At 73.9% G+C, this 15515-nt stretch carries 14 protein-coding genes; 8 read left to right on the top strand and 6 right to left on the bottom strand.

Annotation, left to right across the window (positions count from 1 at the left end; genetic code table 11):
* Positions 1–63 precede the first annotated feature (63 nt).
* On the top strand, positions 64–618 hold the full coding sequence (gene soxR, locus ACQEU6_RS13685) for a redox-sensitive transcriptional activator SoxR (RefSeq protein ID WP_499331979.1): 555 nt from the start codon (positions 64–66) through the stop codon (positions 616–618).
* Here soxR and ACQEU6_RS13680 read toward each other — a convergent pair.
* Together ACQEU6_RS13680 and ACQEU6_RS13675 are read right to left on the bottom strand one after the other, a co-directional pair.
* Entirely contained in the window at positions 615–3014 is a 2400-nt protein-coding gene (locus ACQEU6_RS13680) for a glycoside hydrolase family 65 protein (RefSeq protein WP_499331978.1), read from the bottom strand. The genes soxR and ACQEU6_RS13680 overlap by 4 nt on opposite strands.
* Positions 3011–3760 (bottom strand): HAD family hydrolase, encoded by a 750-nt coding sequence (locus tag ACQEU6_RS13675; RefSeq protein WP_499331976.1) that lies wholly within the window; start codon positions 3758–3760, stop codon positions 3011–3013. The genes ACQEU6_RS13680 and ACQEU6_RS13675 overlap by 4 nt, the downstream gene beginning before the upstream one ends.
* Positions 3761–3916: 156 nt before the next feature.
* On the opposite strand from ACQEU6_RS13675, the gene gnd reads away from it, so the two are divergent.
* The 5 genes from gnd (at position 3917) to ACQEU6_RS13650 (ending at position 10044) form a co-directional block, all read left to right on the top strand.
* Positions 3917–5341: an NADP-dependent phosphogluconate dehydrogenase gene (gene gnd / locus ACQEU6_RS13670; protein ID WP_499331975.1), complete on the top strand. Its 1425-nt coding sequence runs from the start codon at positions 3917–3919 to the stop codon at positions 5339–5341.
* A 42-nt stretch (positions 5342–5383) separates the two neighbouring features.
* Positions 5384–5980 (top strand): HD domain-containing protein, encoded by a 597-nt coding sequence (locus ACQEU6_RS13665; RefSeq protein ID WP_499331974.1) that lies wholly within the window; start codon positions 5384–5386, stop codon positions 5978–5980.
* A 53-nt stretch (positions 5981–6033) separates the two neighbouring features.
* Positions 6034–8541: a DEAD/DEAH box helicase gene (locus tag ACQEU6_RS13660; protein WP_499331971.1), complete on the top strand. Its 2508-nt coding sequence runs from the start codon at positions 6034–6036 to the stop codon at positions 8539–8541.
* Positions 8542–8550: 9 nt separating this feature from the next.
* The gene (locus ACQEU6_RS13655; protein WP_499331970.1) at positions 8551–9354 is read left to right on the top strand and encodes a carbon-nitrogen hydrolase family protein; all 804 of its coding nucleotides are present in this window, start codon (positions 8551–8553) and stop codon (positions 9352–9354) included.
* Between the two features lie 198 nt (positions 9355–9552).
* Entirely contained in the window at positions 9553–10044 is a 492-nt protein-coding gene (locus tag ACQEU6_RS13650; protein ID WP_499331968.1) for a hypothetical protein, read from the top strand.
* Positions 10045–10052: 8 nt separating this feature from the next.
* Here ACQEU6_RS13650 and ACQEU6_RS13645 read toward each other — a convergent pair whose 3' ends face one another.
* Genes ACQEU6_RS13645 through ACQEU6_RS13630 form a run of 4 tightly spaced genes read right to left on the bottom strand, consistent with a single transcriptional unit; the run spans position 10053 to position 13261 of the window.
* Positions 10053–10610, bottom strand: coding sequence for a Clp protease N-terminal domain-containing protein (locus ACQEU6_RS13645; RefSeq protein ID WP_499331967.1), 558 nt, complete (start codon positions 10608–10610; stop codon positions 10053–10055).
* Between the two features lie 3 nt (positions 10611–10613).
* Positions 10614–10847, bottom strand: coding sequence for a helix-turn-helix domain-containing protein (locus tag ACQEU6_RS13640; protein ID WP_499331966.1), 234 nt, complete (start codon positions 10845–10847; stop codon positions 10614–10616).
* A gap of 60 nt (positions 10848–10907) precedes the next feature.
* Entirely contained in the window at positions 10908–11927 is a 1020-nt protein-coding gene (locus ACQEU6_RS13635; RefSeq protein ID WP_499331964.1) for a hemolysin family protein, read from the bottom strand.
* Positions 11924–13261: a hemolysin family protein gene (locus ACQEU6_RS13630; RefSeq protein WP_499331962.1), complete on the bottom strand. Its 1338-nt coding sequence runs from the start codon at positions 13259–13261 to the stop codon at positions 11924–11926. Before ACQEU6_RS13630 ends, ACQEU6_RS13635 begins: the two co-directional genes overlap by 4 nt.
* 155 nt (positions 13262–13416) lie before the next feature.
* Between ACQEU6_RS13630 and ACQEU6_RS13625 the strand changes: the two genes are divergently transcribed.
* Positions 13417–14376: an MBL fold metallo-hydrolase gene (locus ACQEU6_RS13625; RefSeq protein ID WP_499331961.1), complete on the top strand. Its 960-nt coding sequence runs from the start codon at positions 13417–13419 to the stop codon at positions 14374–14376.
* 132 nt (positions 14377–14508) lie between these two features.
* Entirely contained in the window at positions 14509–15513 is a 1005-nt protein-coding gene (locus ACQEU6_RS13620) for a hypothetical protein (protein WP_499331959.1), read from the top strand.
* Positions 15514–15515: the final 2 nt, after the last annotated feature.

The following is a 15515-nucleotide window of genomic DNA, read 5'->3' as shown; positions in this document are numbered from 1 at the left end:
CCGGCGGGCCCGGCCGCGCGAGGCAACCTCAAGTGGGGTTGAGGAACGCGTAGGATCCGGTGCATGACGCGGCTGGAGCACCGGGTGCACGAACTGACCGTCGGGCAGCTCGCCGAGCGGAGCGGCGTGGCCGTCTCGGCGCTGCACTTCTACGAGTCCAAGGGACTGATCAGCAGCCGCCGCACGGCGGGCAACCAGCGGCGGTTCAGCCGGGACACGCTCCGCCGGGTCTCGTTCATCAAGGTCTCGCAGCGCGTCGGGATCCCGCTCGGCGACATCCGCGACGCGCTCGCCACCCTCCCCGAGGAGCGCACCCCCACGGTGGCGGACTGGGCCCGCCTCTCGGAGACGTGGCGCGGCGACCTCGACGCGCGCATCCGCCAGCTCGAACGGCTGCGCGACGACCTCACCGACTGCATCGGCTGCGGCTGCCTGTCGATCAACAAGTGCGCGCTCGCCAACCCCTACGACCGGCTTGGGGACGAGGGGCCGGGGCCGCGCCGGCTGCTCGTGCCGGCCGGCGCCGAGGAGCCCGCGTCCCGCCCGGCGGACGGGACGCGGGGCTCCGCGGCGGACGTCTGCGCGCCCGTCTGCGCTCCGGAGGTCGGCCCCGCCTAGCGGCGGCGGAGGTCGCGCCCGTGCGGGTCGATGCGCCGCGGGGCCGGCTCCCGGCCCGCCGGCTGCGCCACCGCCGGGCGCACCGGGACCTGCTCGATCGGCAGCTCGACGGGCTCGTCGGCGAGGGTGAACCGCTCGCCGTGGTGCCACAGCGTGAGGCCCCGGCCGTCCAGCAGCTCGTAGCGGGCGGCCTCACCGGTCACGCTGACCTTGATCCGGTTGCCCCGGTAGCGCATCCGGAACGCCAGCCGGCTGATCCCGCCGGGCAGCCGCGGCGCGAACCGCAGCGTGCCCTTGCCCGCCCGCATCCCGCCGAACCCGGCGACGAGCCCGCTCCACGCCCCCGCCATCGAGGCGATGTGCAGCCCGTCGCGGGTGTTGTGGTTCAGGTCGTGCAGGTCCATCAGCGCGGTCTCGCCGAGGTAGTCGTGCGCCAGCTCCAGCTGGCCGACCTCGGCGGCGACGACCGCCTGCGTCTGCGCCGACAGCGAGGAGTCGCGGACGGTCAGGCCCTCGTAGTAGGCGAAGTCGCGCTCCTTCTGCTCGTCGGTGAACGCGTCGCCGCACAGGTGCAGGGCGAGCACCAGGTCCGCCTGCTTGACCACCTGCTTGCGGTAGAGGTCGAAGTAGGGGTAGTTCAGCAGCAGCGGATAGTGGTCCGGCTTGGTCGCCGAGAAGTCCCAGCGGGCGTGGTTGGTGAAGCTCTCGCTCTGCGGGTGGACGCCGAGCCGGTCGTCGTAGGGGATGAGCATCGCCGCCGCCGCGTCCCGCCACGACGCCGCCTCCTCGGCGTTCACGCCGAGCCTGTCGGCCACGTCCGGGTGGCGCATCGCCGTCTCGGCGGCCTCCTGGAGGTTCCGGCGCGCCATCAGGTTGGTGTAGACGTTGTTGTCGACCACGGCGCTGTACTCGTCGGGGCCGGTGACGCCGTCGATGCGGAACACCCCGCCCACGTCGTGGTGGCCGAGGCTCCGCCACAGCCGGGCCGTCTGGACCAGGATGTCCAGGCCGATCTCCCGCTCGAACTGCTCGTCCCGCGTGGCGTCCACGTACCGGACGACGGCATCGGAGATGTCGGCGTTGATGTGGAACGCGGCGGTGCCGGCGGGCCAGTAGCCCGAGCACTCGTGTCCGCGGATCGTCCGCCACGGGAACGTCGCGCCCTCCAGGCCGAGCTGGTTGGCACGGTCCCGCGCCAGCGGCAGCGTCATGTGCCGCCAGCCGAGGGCGTCCGCCGCGGCGCCGGGGGAGGTGTAGGTCAGGACCGGCAGCACGAACGTCTCGGTGTCCCAGAACGTGTGCCCGTCGTAGCCCGGTCCCGTCAGGCCCTTGGCCGGGATCATGCGGCGCTCCGCGCGGGCGCCGGCCTGCAGGACGTGGAACAGCCCGAACCTGACCGCCTGCTGGATCTCGGCGTCGCCGTCGACCTCGACGTCGGCGCCCTCCCAGAAGTCGTCGAGGTACTCGCGCTGCTCGTCCAGCAGGCCCTGCCAGCCGGTCTGCCGCGCGCCCGCCAGCGCCCCGACGACCTGGTCGTGCAGCGCGGGACGCGACCGGCGGCTCGACCAGCCGTAGGAGATGTACTTGACGATGCGCAGCCGCTGCCCCGGCTCCAGCCGCGTCGCGACCGTCAGCCGCCCCACGTCCTTGGAGCTCTCGGTGTCGATCGCCATCGACTCCGGGCCCTCGATGTCGTGCGACATCCCGGCGGCCATCCGCAGGCCGCTCTGCCGCGTCCGGTGCAGCAGCAGCACCTTCGTGCCGTTGGCGACGTGCTCCTCGCCGACGAGCGGGCTGCTCAGGATCGCCGAGGCGCGCGGGTCCTTGCCGCCGCCGGGCAGGGCCTCGTTGGCCACCAGTTCCGACTGGGCGACCACCCGGACGGCCTCGTCCACCGGCTCGACCTCGTAGCAGATCGCCGCGACGGCCCGCTGCGCCAGCGACACCATCCGGACCGAGGTCACCTTGATCCTGCGATCGGCCGGGGAGGTCCACTCCAGCTGCCGGGTGAGCGTTCCCGCGCGCATGTCGAGGATCCGCTCGTGGCGGTGCAGGCGGCCGTAGCGCACGTCGAGCGGCTCGTCGTCGACGAGGAGCCGGATCACCTTGCCGTTGGTGACGTTGATGACCGTCTGGCCCATCTCGGGGTAGCCGTAGGCGGTCTCGGCGTGCGGCAGGGGACGCTGCTCGTAGAAGGAGTTCAGGTAGGTGCCGGGAAGCCCGTGCGGTTCGCCCTCGTCGAGGTTGCCGCGCATGCCGACGTGCCCGTTGGAGAGGGAGAACACCGACTCGGTCTGGGCCAGCCGGTCCAGCCGCAGCTCCGGTTCCCGCACGCACCACGGCTCCACGGAGAACACCGGCCGGTCGGCGCCGGTCTGGCTCGCGTGCTCGCTCACGGCGCCTCCAGCAGCTCGGACAGGTCGTCGACCACCACGTCGGCGCCGTGCTCGGCGAGCGCCTTCGCGTGCTCGTCGCCGACACGGTTGACGCCGACGACGTAGGCGAACTTCCCGGCCCGCCCCGCCTGGACGCCGGCGAGCGCGTCCTCGAAGACGACCGCCTTGTCCGCGGGGACGCCCAGCTCCTCGGCCCCCGCGAGGAACGTGTCGGGGGCGGGCTTGCCGGGCAGGTTCCGCTCCGCCGCGACGACGCCGTCCACGCGCGCGTCGAACAGGTCGGTGATGCCGGCCGTCCGCAGGACCTGGACGGTGTTGGCGCTGGAGGAGACCACGGCCGTCTTCAGCCCGGCCTCGCGCGCCTTGCGGACGAAGTCGATCGACCCGTCGAACGTCTCGACGCCCTTCTTCTCGATGAGATCCAGGACGAGGGCGTTCTTGCGGTTCCCGAGACCCCGGACGGTCTCCTTCTCGGGCGGGTCGTCAGGATCGCCCTCGGGCAGGGAGATGCCGCGCGACTCCAGGAACGAGCGCGTCCCGTCCTCGCGTCTCTTGCCGTCGACGTACCGGCCGTAGTCGCGCACGGGGTCGAACTCGGTGAACGGCTCACCGCTCCGCTCCGCCCGCTCGCGCAGGTAGCCGTCGAACATCTCCTTCCACGCGGCCGCGTGGACGGCCGCGGTCCGGGTCAGCACCCCGTCGAGATCGAAAAGACACGCGGCGGCCTCGTCCGGCAGTCCCAGCATCGCACCCCCTGGTAGATGGCACCATCGAAAGTGGTCCTCAACGCGCGACCCGTTCCCGCGCCGAGCGCGGGCATGCGGGCCCGGGCGCTCGAACGGGGGGATCACGAGCCGCGTACAACCCCTTGGTCAGGGTCGCACACGAGGAGGAGAGAGCCAATGCAGAAGGCGCGAATCGGTGTCACGGGTCTGGCGGTGATGGGGCGCAACCTCGCCCGCAACCTGGCCCGGCACGGGCATCCCGTGGCCGTGCACAACCGCACTTCCGCCAAGACCAAGGCCCTGGTGGAGGAGTTCGGCGGCGAGGGAACGTTCCTTCCGGCCGAAACGCCGGAGCGGTTCGTGGAGTCCCTGGAGCGGCCCCGGCGGCTGGTCGTCATGGTGAAGGCGGGCGGCCCGACCGACGCGGTCATCGACGAGTTCGCCCCGCTGCTGGAGCCCGGCGACATGATCGTCGACGGCGGCAACGCCAACTTCGCCGACACCCGCCGCCGCGAGGCCGCGCTGCGCGAGCGCGGGATCCACTTCGTCGGCACCGGCGTCTCCGGCGGCGAGGAGGGGGCGCTGCACGGCCCGAGCATCATGCCGGGCGGCTCCGCCGAGTCCTACGAGGCGCTCGGCCCGCTGCTGGAGGACATCTCCGCCAAGGTCGACGGGACGCCCTGCTGCGCGCACGTCGGCCCCGACGGCGCCGGGCACTTCGTGAAGATGGTGCACAACGGCATCGAGTACGCCGACATGCAGCTGATCGCCGAGTCCTACGACCTGCTCCGGCACGCCGCCGGCCTCGCGCCCGCCGAGATCGCCGAGGTGTTCCGCACCTGGAACACCGGCCGCCTGGAGTCCTACCTGATCGAGATCACCGCCGAGGTCCTCGCGCACACCGACGCCGCGACCGGCGGGCCGTTCGTGGACGTCGTCCTGGACCAGGCCGAGCAGAAGGGCACCGGCCGCTGGACCGTGCAGACGGCCCTCGACCTCGGCGTCCCCGTCGGCGGCATCGCCGAGGCGGTGTTCGCCCGGTCCGTGTCCGGCCACGCCGCGCTGCGCGAGGCCGCGCGGGGCCTTCCCGGGCCCTCCCGCAGGGCCGTCGCGGACTCCGGCTTCGCCGACGCCGTGGAGAAGGCCCTGTACGCGTCCAAGATCGTGGCGTACGCGCAGGGGTTCCACGAGATCCAGGCGGGCAGCGCCGAGTACGGCTGGAACATCGACCTCGGGGCGATGGCCACCATCTGGCGCGGCGGCTGCATCATCCGGGCCCGCTTCCTGGACCGCATCCGCGCCGCCTACGAGGCCGACCCGGACACGCCGACGCTGCTGACCGACGACCACTTCGCCGAGGCCGTGGGCGACGCGCAGGACGCCTGGCGCGACGTGGTCGCCACCGCCGCGCGCCTCGGCGTCCCGGCGCCCGGCTTCTCCACCGCCCTGGCCTACTACGACTCCCTGCGCGCCGACCGCCTGCCGGCCGCGCTCACGCAGGGGCAGCGCGACTTCTTCGGCGCCCACACCTACCGCCGCACCGACCGCGAGGGCTCCTTCCACACCCTCTGGGGCGGCGACCGCACGGAGGTGCGCGCCTGACGGAAGGCCCCTGAGTCCGGCGGCCGGCCCTAAGGTCGTGGGGTGGAGATTCCGGGGGACGACGAGATCCGGGCCCTGCACGAGCGGCACGCGCCCGGGGCCGCGGCGTTCGAACTCGTGTGGACGCACTGCGTCGTCGTGTGCGAGATCGCCGAGCGGATCATGGACGGGGCGGGGCTCGCGGTCGACGCGGACCTCGTGCGGGCCGGGTGCCTGCTGCACGACCTCGGCGTCTACCGGCTGTACGGCCCGTCCGGGACGATCGACTACGGCGGCTACGTCCGGCACGGCGTACTGGGGCATGCGATCCTCCGGGACGAGGGGTTCCCCGAGGAGATCTGCCGGTTCTGCTCGTGCCACACCGGGGTGGGGCTGACCAGGGACGACATCGTGCGGCAGCGGCTCCCCGTCCCGGCCGGCGACTACGTGGCCGTGACCGCCGAGGAGCGGCTCGTCATGTACGCCGACAAGTTCCACAGCAAGACCGACCCGCCGACCTTCGTGTCCGCCGCCACCTATGCCGCCCGCGTCCGCAGGTACGGGGAAGAGAAGGTCCGCTTGTTCGAGGCGATGCGGGAGTCCTTCGGAGAGCCCGACCTCGGGCCCCTCCTGGAGAAGTACGGCCACGGGCTGGTCTAGGCGCGGGGCGGCCTCCGGCGCGGGCAGTGGGCGATCGGGGGCAGGATGGAGGGGTGAGCCTTATCGATGAACTTCCCTCCGGAAACGACACCGACGCCGACTCGCTGTTCGAGGCGTTCGAACGGTGGGTGTCGGGGCGCGGGATCACGCTGTACCCCGCCCAGGAGGAGGCGCTCATCGAGGTGGTCTCCGGCGCGAACGTGATCCTGTCCACGCCGACCGGGTCGGGCAAGAGCCTGGTGGCGGCGGGGGCGCTGTTCGCGGGGCTCGCCCACGACCAGGTCGGCTTCTACACCGCGCCGATCAAGGCGCTGGTGTCGGAGAAGTTCTTCGACCTGTGCGAGATGTTCGGGCGCGACAACGTCGGGATGATGACCGGCGACGCCAGCGTGAACGCGGACGCGCCGATCATCTGCTGCACGGCGGAGGTGCTGGCGAACATCGCGCTCCGGGACGGCGCGGACGCCGACATCGGCGTGGTGGTGATGGACGAGTTCCACTTCTACGCCGAGCCCGAGCGGGGCTGGGCGTGGCAGATACCGCTGCTGGAGCTGCCGCAGACCCAGTTCCTGCTCATGTCGGCCACCCTCGGCGACGTCGCGTTCTTCCAGAAGGACCTGACGCGGCGGACGGGACGGCCGACGGCCCTGGTGACGTCGGCGGAGCGGCCGGTGCCGCTCATCTACGACTACCGCGTGACGCCGCTGCACGAGACGATCGAGGAGCTGCTGGCCGAGCAGAAGGCGCCGGTGTACCTGGTGCACTTCACGCAGGCGGCGGCGATCGAGCGGGCGCAGGCGCTGATGAGCATCAACGTGTGCACCAAGGAGGAGAAGGCGCGGATCGCCGAGCTGATCGGCAACTTCCGGTTCACGACGAAGTTCGGGCGCAACCTGTCGCGGTTCGTCCGGCACGGCATCGGCGTCCACCACGCCGGGATGCTGCCCAAGTACCGGCGGCTGGTGGAGCGGCTCGCGCAGGCCGGGCTGCTGAAGGTCATCTGCGGGACCGACACCCTCGGGGTGGGGGTGAACGTCCCCATCAGGACCGTCGTGTTCACCGCGCTCAGCAAGTACGACGGGCACCGGGTGCGGCGGCTCAGGGCGCGGGAGTTCCACCAGATCGCGGGGCGGGCGGGACGGGCCGGGTTCGACACGGTCGGGTTCGTCGTCGCGCAGGCGCCCGAGCACGTGGTGGAGAACGAGAAGGCGCTGGCCAAGGCCGGCGACGACCCGAAGAAGCGGCGGAAGGTCCAGCGCAAGAAGCCGCCGGAGGGGTTCGTCGGCTGGGACGAGGAGGTCTTCGCGAAGCTCCAGGAGGCCGAGCCGGAGATGCTCCGGTCCCGGTTCCAGGTCAGCCACGCGATGCTGCTGTCGGTGATCGCGCGGCCGGGCAACGCGTTCCAGGCCATGAAGCGGCTGCTGACCGACAACCACGAGGAGCCCGCGGCGCGGCGCCGGCACATCTCCCGCGCCATCGCGATCTACCGTTCGCTGCTCGCGGGCGGCGTCGTGGAGGCGCTGCCGGAGCCGGACGACGCCGGCCGGTACGCGCGCATCACCGTCGACCTCCAGGAGGACTTCGCCCTCAACCAGGCGCTGTCGACGTTCGCGCTCGCGGCCTTCGAGATCCTCGACCCGGCGTCGCCGTCCTACGCGCTGGACGTGCTGTCGGTGATCGAGGCGACGCTGGAGGACCCGCGGCAGATCCTGGCCGCGCAGGTCAACCGGGCGCGGGGCGAGGCCGTCCAGGAGATGAAGGCCGAGGGCATCGAGTACGAGGAGCGGATGGAGCTGCTTCAGGACGTCGACCACCCGAAGCCGCTGGAGGACGAGCTCGGCGCCGCCTACGAGGTGTACCGGGCCGGGCACCCGTGGGTCGGCGACCACCCGCTGCGCCCGAAGTCGGTCGTGCGCGACATGTACGAGCGGGCGATGACGTTCACCGAGTACATCGGCTTCTACGAGCTGGCGCGGGGCGAGGGGCTCGTGCTGCGGTACCTGTCGGGGGCCTACAAGGCGCTGCAGCAGACCGTCCCGGAGTCGATCAAGACCGACGATCTGATCGACCTGATCGAGTGGCTGGGCGAGCTGGTCCGGCAGGTCGACTCCAGCCTGCTGGACGAGTGGGAGCAGCTCGCCAACCCCGCCGCCGAGGACCTGGACGAGCCGATCGAGGAGCGCGTCACCAAGGTCACCGCGAACACGCGGGCGTTCCGGGTGCTGGTGCGCAACGCGATGTTCCGCCGGGTGGAGCTGGCGGCGCTGGAGCGCTACGGCGAGCTCGGCGGGCTGGACCCCGACTTCGGCGCCGACGCGTGGGCGGACGCCATGGACCGCTACTTCGAGGAGCACGACGAGCTGCTCACCGGCGCCGACGCGCGGGGGCCGAAGCTGCTGCAGATCGAGGAGGTCCCGGAGGACGCGCTGTGGCGCGTCCGGCAGGTGTTCGACGACCCCGAGGGGCATCACGACTGGGGCGTCAGCGCCGAGGTCGACCTCGCGGGTTCCGACCAGGAGGGCGAGGCCGTCGTCCGGGTGACCGGCGTCGACCGGATGTAGGAGGCGCGCATGGTGCGGGTCGCGGTGGCGCAGTTCGCGCCCGGAACCGACAAGGACGAGAACCTGGCGGCGATCGGCGGTCTGGTCGCCGAGGCGGCCGGGCAGGGCGCGCGGGTCGTGGTGCTGCCCGAGTTCGCCATGTTCACCGCGCCGAAGATGGACCGGCGGTTCGTCGACTCGGCCGAGCCGCTGGACGGCCCGTTCGTGGCCGCGCTCGGCGACCTGGCCCGGCGCGACGGCGTCCACGTCGTCGCGGGCGTGAACGAGCGGCTGGACGACCCGGACCGCATCTCCAACACTCTCGTCGCCCTCGCGCCCGGCCGCGGCGTCGTCGCCGAGTACCGCAAGATCCACCTGTACGACGCGTTCGGGTACGAGGAGTCGGCGCTGGTGCGGCCCGGCGAGATCGGCGAGCCGGAGACCTTCGCCGTCGACGGCGTCACCTTCGGCATGCAGACCTGCTACGACGTCCGGTTCCCCGAGGTGACGCGGCGGATCGTGGACGCCGGCGCCGACGTCCTGGCGCTGCCCGCCGAATGGGTGCCGGGGCCGCTCAAGGAGGACCACTGGCGGACGCTGGTGCGGGCCCGCGCGATCGAGAACACCATCTACGTGGCGGCCGCCGACCAGTGCGCCCCGGCCGGCGCCGGCAACAGCATGGTCGTCGACCCGATGGGCGTCGTCGTGGCCGCGCTGGGGGAGGGGACCGGGGTCGTGTCCGGGGACGTCTCGCCCGAGCGCGTCAAGGCCGTCCGCGCGAAGAACCCGGCGCTCGACCTGCGCCGCTTCACCGTCGCCCCGACCGGCCGCTAACGGGCCCCGGCCCCGAAGTCCGGCGTTGTCGCGACGCGTACGGGACGGGGCCGGGCTGGCCGCAGGTGTCGGCCTCCTCCGCGTTCGTCGAGGTATTCGCCCAGCTCACACGGCATCGGCCCCCGCGAATGTATCGAGGTGGCAACGGTTGCGGCGCGTCTGCGTGTCCGGGCGGGTGCGTAGCGTGACCATCGTGGGGTGCGCCTTTCCTCCAGCCTTCCGCCGGCCGGGTTCACCCGCGGCGAGCCCCGGCCGCCCATCCGCCGCGCGAGCCGCCTGTCGGTGATCGTCGCGGCGTTCGCCCTCGCCGCGGGTCTGATCCTCGTCATCGCCTACGGGACGACGCGGGTCGCGCCGGCCCGCCCCGCGGACGGCGTCACCACGCCGGCGCCGCCGGCCAGGCCCTCGTCCGCCTCGTCGCCGCCGCCGGGGCGGGACGTGGCCGAGCCCCGCGCGAACCCGCCCCGCCGCCACGCCGGGCACAGGAAGCGGGCGCATCGCGGCGGGCACGCCGCCTCGCCGCGCCGGCACCACCGCCCCGTGCGGCGGCACCACAGGCCCGCGAAGCGCAAGCCGCGGGGCCGCCACGCGCCCCAGCCGTGGGTCTCGGGGGAGTGCAAGCGGCGCTTCCCCTACGATCCCGCCCGGGGCGCCGCCTGCGTGGGCGCCCTCACCGGCGCCTTCGGCTGACCGGGCGGTCAGGCCGCCTTGGCGGCCAGCAGCCGGCGCATTTCGGCGCGCAGCGCCTCCACGTCCGCCCCGGCCTCGGCGACCAGCCGCGCCGACAGGAAGTCGCCGTCGTGCAGGACGCCGAGCAGGATGTGGCCGCTGCGGATCTCCTTCTGCCCGAGGCGGAGCGCGTGCCGCAGGCTCAGCTCCAACGCCTTCTTGGCCTTGGGGGTGAAGGGGATGTGGCCCCGCCGGAACCGGTCCAGCTTCCCGGCGGGCACGTCGAGGGCGCCCTCGCCGAAGCTCTGCTCGGTGGCCTCGCGGACGGCGTCGAGGTCGATCCCGATGCTGCGCAGGGCGTCGGAGTCGAGGACGTCGCCGCCCGCGCGGTTGACGCGGACGATCCGGGCCCGCAGGTCGTCCGGGCGGATCCCGTGCTCGCGCAACGCGCGCCCCGTGGCGTCCTCGGCGCCGGCCAGGGCGAGCAGCACGTGCTCGGTGCCGATGTGGCGGTCGCGCAGCGCCCGCGCCTCGGCCTGGGCCCCGGTGACCGCCTGGCGCGCGTCCGCGGTGAAACGCTCGAACATCCTCTACTGCTCCTTCTTGAGTAGGCGGCGGCCGGAGCCGTGCTTCTTGTGGACGGCCTGCCGGCTCACGCCGAGGCAGACCGCGATCTCCTGCCAGGACCAGCCCTGGTCGCGGGCGCTGGCGACCTGCAGCGCCTCCAGCCTCTCGGCCAGCTCGCGCAGCGCGCGCACGGCCCGCAGGCCCACCGCGGGATCCCGGCTGCCCGCCTCCTGGGCGAGCGTCACTCCATCGCTCATGGGTGTCAATGTAAGTTGACATCGATCCTATGTCAACCAACGTTGACAGCCCCGGAAGGGTCAGCGCACGGCCAGCAGCGTGGTGAGCAGGTCGTCCAGGCTGACCAGGCCGGCGACGCGGCCGTCCGGCGCGACGGCGAGGCCGAGGGTGCTGTGGCCCGCCTTCAGGGTGGCGACCGCCTCGCCGACGGGCGTGCCGACCGGCATCGCCGGGACGGGATGCGCCAGGTCCCCGGCGGGGGTGGCGCGGCCCCGCGCGCGGGCCACGAAGGCGTCCCGGACGTGCACCATCCGGGCCTGCCCCGGCCCCGCGGAGCCCCGCACCATGAGCCGGATGCGCCCGGTGCGGGCGGCGGCGTCGATGACCTCCTGCGGCGTCGCCGACGGGGGGACCGACGCGATGTCGGCGACCGGCACGACGAGGCCGGCCAGCGGGGCGCGCGGCGCGTCCAGAGCGGCGGTGAGCAGCGTCAGCTCGCTCTGCCCGATCAGCCCCAGCCGCCGCGACTCCTGGGCGATGCTGCGCAGCTGCTCGGGCGTGCGCGACACCTCCCGCGAGTCGGCCGGATGGACGCCCACCAGCCGCAGCAGCAGGTTCGTCGCGCCGTTCAGCGCCGTCAGCAGCGGGCGCACGAGGGTGGCGAACGCGCGGAAGGGCAGGCCCAGCACGCTCGCCGAGCGCTCCGGGTCGGCGATCGCCCACGACTTCGGCGCCATCTCGCCGACGACCATGTGCAGGAACGTCACGAGCGCCAGGGCCAGCACGAACGCGACGGCGTGCGCCGCGCCCCCCGGCAGCCCGGCGGCGTGGAACAGCGGCGCGAGGGTCTCCGCGAACACCGGCTCGGACACCAGGCCGAGGCCGAGCGAGCACATCGTGATGCCGAGCTGCGCGCCCGCGAGGGTCAGCGACAGCTCGTCGATCCCCGCGACGGCCGCGCCCGCCCCCCGCCCGCCGTGCGCGGCGGACCGCTCCAGCCGCGGCCGCCGCGCCGCCACCAGCGCGAACTCGGCGGCCACGAAGAACCCGTTGCCCGCCAGCAGCGCCAGCGTGACCAGGGCGCCCAGCCCGAGGTTCACCGGCCCTCCTCCACGGTGTCCTCCACGGTGCGGATGCGGATCAGCTCCGGCACGTGCCGGCGGATGGTGAGCACCTCCACGACGGCGGTGCGGGCCGGCTCGTCCAGCCGGGTCGGGGCCAGCTCCACCCGGACGACGTCGCCCGGCCGCGCGACCCGGCCGAGCCGCTTCATCAGCAGCCCCGCGACGGTCTCGTAGTCGCCCTCCGGCAGCGCGATGCCGGTCTCGTGGGCGACCTCGTCCATCCGCAGGCCCGCGTCCGTCGTCCACCACTCGCCGCTGCGGATCGCGAGGTCCTCGCCCGGCTCGTTCTCGTCGGCGATCTCCCCGACCAGCTCCTCGGCGACGTCCTCCCAGGTGAGGATGCCGGCGAAGCCGCCGTACTCGTCGACCACGCAGGCGAGGGCCTCGCGGGCGCCCTGCAGCCGCAGCACCACCTCCGGCAGCGGCAGCGACGACGGCAGCAGCAGCGGCGGCCGGGCGAGCGCGCGGACCTCGGTGCGCGCGGCGGCGTCCGTGCCGAGCGCGACGAGCTCCTCCAGCCCGACGACCCCGACCACGTCGTCGACGCCCTCGCCGAGGACGGGGTAGCGGGTGTGCCCGCTCGCCGCGATCACGTCGCTGACCTCGGCGGCGAGCGCCGTGGCCGGCACGGTCACCACGTCGACGCGGGGCACCATGACCTCCTCGGCGTCCCGCTCGGAGAACGCCAGGGCCCGCTCCAGCAGGTCGGCGTGGCCCGCCTGGAACTGCTCCCCGGACTCGCCGATCATGTGCCCGAGCTCCTCCAGCGTCGCACCGTGCCGCAGCTCCTCCACGGGCTCGATGCCCACCGCGCGGACGAGCCGGTTCGCGGACGCGTCGAACAGCCTGATCAGGGGGCCGGCCGCGGCCAGGTAGACCAGGGTGGGCCCGGCCAGCGCGCGGGCCATCCCCTCCGCCCTCGCCAGCGCCAGGTTCTTGGGGAACAGCTCGCCCAGCAGCATCTGGACCACGGTGGCCAGGACGAACCCGAGCGCGACCGCCGCCGCGCCCGCCGCCGCGTCCGGGACCCCGCCCGCGCGCAGCGCCGGGGCGATCAGGTCGGCCAGGGCCGGCTTGGCGATGAAGCCCACGACCAGCGCGGTGACCGTGATGCCGAGCTGCGCGCCCGACAGCATGAACGACAGCCGGCCCATCACCCGCACCGCGCGCCCCGCGGCCCGGTCGCCCTCCGCCGCCCGCTGGTCGAGCGCAGGGCGGTCCGCGGTGACGAACGCGAACTCCTGCGCCACGAAGTAGCCGGTCGCTGCGGTCAGCACGAGGACGGCCAGCAGTCCGAGCGCGGCGTTCACCCGGGCGACCTCCTCACGCGCGGCGTCTTCGAGATCCCTCCTACCCCCGCCCGGGCCGTCCCTCCCCGGGAGGTGAGACGGTTATCGACCGCTGTGCGTGGAATGAACCACTGTGCAGGCGAAGAGGCCGGGGCCACGACCGCGAGGGGGCGCCCATGCCGAGACCGTTCGCGTCGTCCGCGGACCTGGGCGACAAGACGCAGACGCTGGAGATCCTCGCCGACGGCGTGTACGCGCTCACGGCGGAAGGCGACCCGAACGTCGGGGCGGTGGAGGGCGAGGACTTCCTCGTCTGCTTCGAGGCCCTCGCCACCCCCGCAGCCGCGCGCGACTGGCTCGCCGTCCTGCGCGAGCACACCGACAAGCCCATCCGCTACCTGGTGCTCTCGCACTACCACGCCGTCCGGACGCTGGGCGCGAGCGCGTTCGGCGCCACGGTGGTCGTCGCGCACGACCTGACGCGCGCACTGATCGCCGAGCGGGGCCGGCAGGACTGGGAGTCGGAGTACGGCCGGATGCCCCGGCTGTTCAAGGACCCGGACGGCATCCCGGGACTCACCCGGCCGACCACGACGTTCTCCGGCACCCTCACCATCGACCTCGGCGGCGACCGCGGCGACCTCGACCTGGCCTACTGCGGGCGCGGCCACACCGAGGGCGACATCGTGGCGTGGCTGCCCCGGCACCGGATCCTGTTCGCCGGCGACCTCGTGGAGACGCAGGCCGCCCTCTACACCGGCGACGCGTTCCACCGCGAGTGGGCGGCCGGAACGCTCGACCACGTCCACTCCTTCGGAGCCGAGATCCTCGTCGGCGGGCGCGGCGCCGTCGCGCACGGCCGCGACGCCGCCCAGGCCGCCGTCGGGCAGACCCGCGACTTCCTCACCACGATGATCGGCGAGGTGGAGCGGGTCCGGCGGGAGGGCGGAGGGCTCAGGGACGCGTTCGCCGCCGTGCACGCGGCGCTCGCCCCCGCCTACGGCGGCTGGCCGATCTTCGAGCACTGCCTGCCGTTCGACGTCTCCCGCCTCTGGGACGAGCTGGACGGCGTCGAGCGCCCCCGGATCTGGACGGCCGAGCGCGACCGGGAGGTCTGGGCGGAGCTGCAGGACTAGCCGGCACCGGAGGAGGGAGGCCCAGCGACGGCACGAATGTCCGGATCTCGTGACAACCCGGAGGGAGCCGGGTTCCGCGTGGAAGGCTCGGAACCGCCCGGCACGAGGTTCCCGACGCGGAGGGGAGTGGCGATGAGCGAGCGATACCGTCCCCGCCCGGTGTTCGATCCCGGCATCGGCGGCGAGGAGCGCGCCCTGCTGGCCGCCGCGCCCGAACGGCTCGTCCCGGCCCGCCTGCCCGCTCCGGCGTCCCCGCGGCTGCGCACCGCCACGGTGGCGGCGCGGATGGTGTGGATCCCGGCGTTCGCGCTGTTCCACGGCGTGCTGCCCGGAGGGTGGCTGCGCGTGTGCTTCGTCGCCTCGCTGGACGACGACGAGCTGGTGGGCGGCGCGGTGCGCTGGGGGAGGCTGCCCGTGCTCGCGATGATGCTCACCCCGGCCCTCCAGGTCCTCCTGCTGCTGCTCGGCCAGGTGGAGGCCGCCGTCGCCCTCGCGGCCGCGAGCTTCGCCGGCTGGGTCGCCGGGGCGCTGCGGTACGTCCGGGAGCCCGCCGCCGCCCGCGCCGCGCGCGAGCACCACGGCCGCTACCTGCTGCCGGCCGACTTCGACCAGCCCGCCTCGGAGCTCCTCGTCCGCGCCCAGCGCGCCGTGGACGGCGTGCTCGGGTCGCAGGCGCACCGCGCCGGGCTGCTCGACGACATCAACAACGCGGTCGTCCTGCCGCGGCAGGAGTGGGCGATCGCGGGCGCCCTCGCCGAGCACACGCGGCTGCGCCGGGAGCGCCGCGCCCAGCGGCCCGAACGCCTCTCGCCGCGCGTCCGGGCCCTGCTGGAGCCGCAGGACCGCGCCCTGGAGCTGTCGGTCCGCTCGGTCGCCGGGCGGATCGAGGCGCTGGAGTCCTACGCGCGCCGGGCGGGCGACGCCGACGACGCCTACCACGAGTCCGGCGTCCTGCGGGCGCTGCCCGAGCAGAACGCCCGCTACCGGGACCTGCTGGCGAGCACCGTCGGGGACGCGATGGCGGGCGAGGAGATCCGCGGGATGGCCGAGGACGCCCGCCGGGCCGAGCGGGCGCTGCGCGAGCGCGTCGCCGGCGCCGTGCGGGCCGGGCACGAGCTGGGCCCGCCGCCCGGGTGAGC

Source organism: Spirillospora sp. CA-108201, from assembly GCF_050936235.1.
In the GTDB taxonomy this organism is placed as follows: Bacteria; Actinomycetota; Actinomycetes; order Streptosporangiales; family Streptosporangiaceae; genus Spirillospora.
Note: the sequence above shows the minus strand (reverse complement) of the source record. Positions and strands in the feature narration are given on the sequence as shown.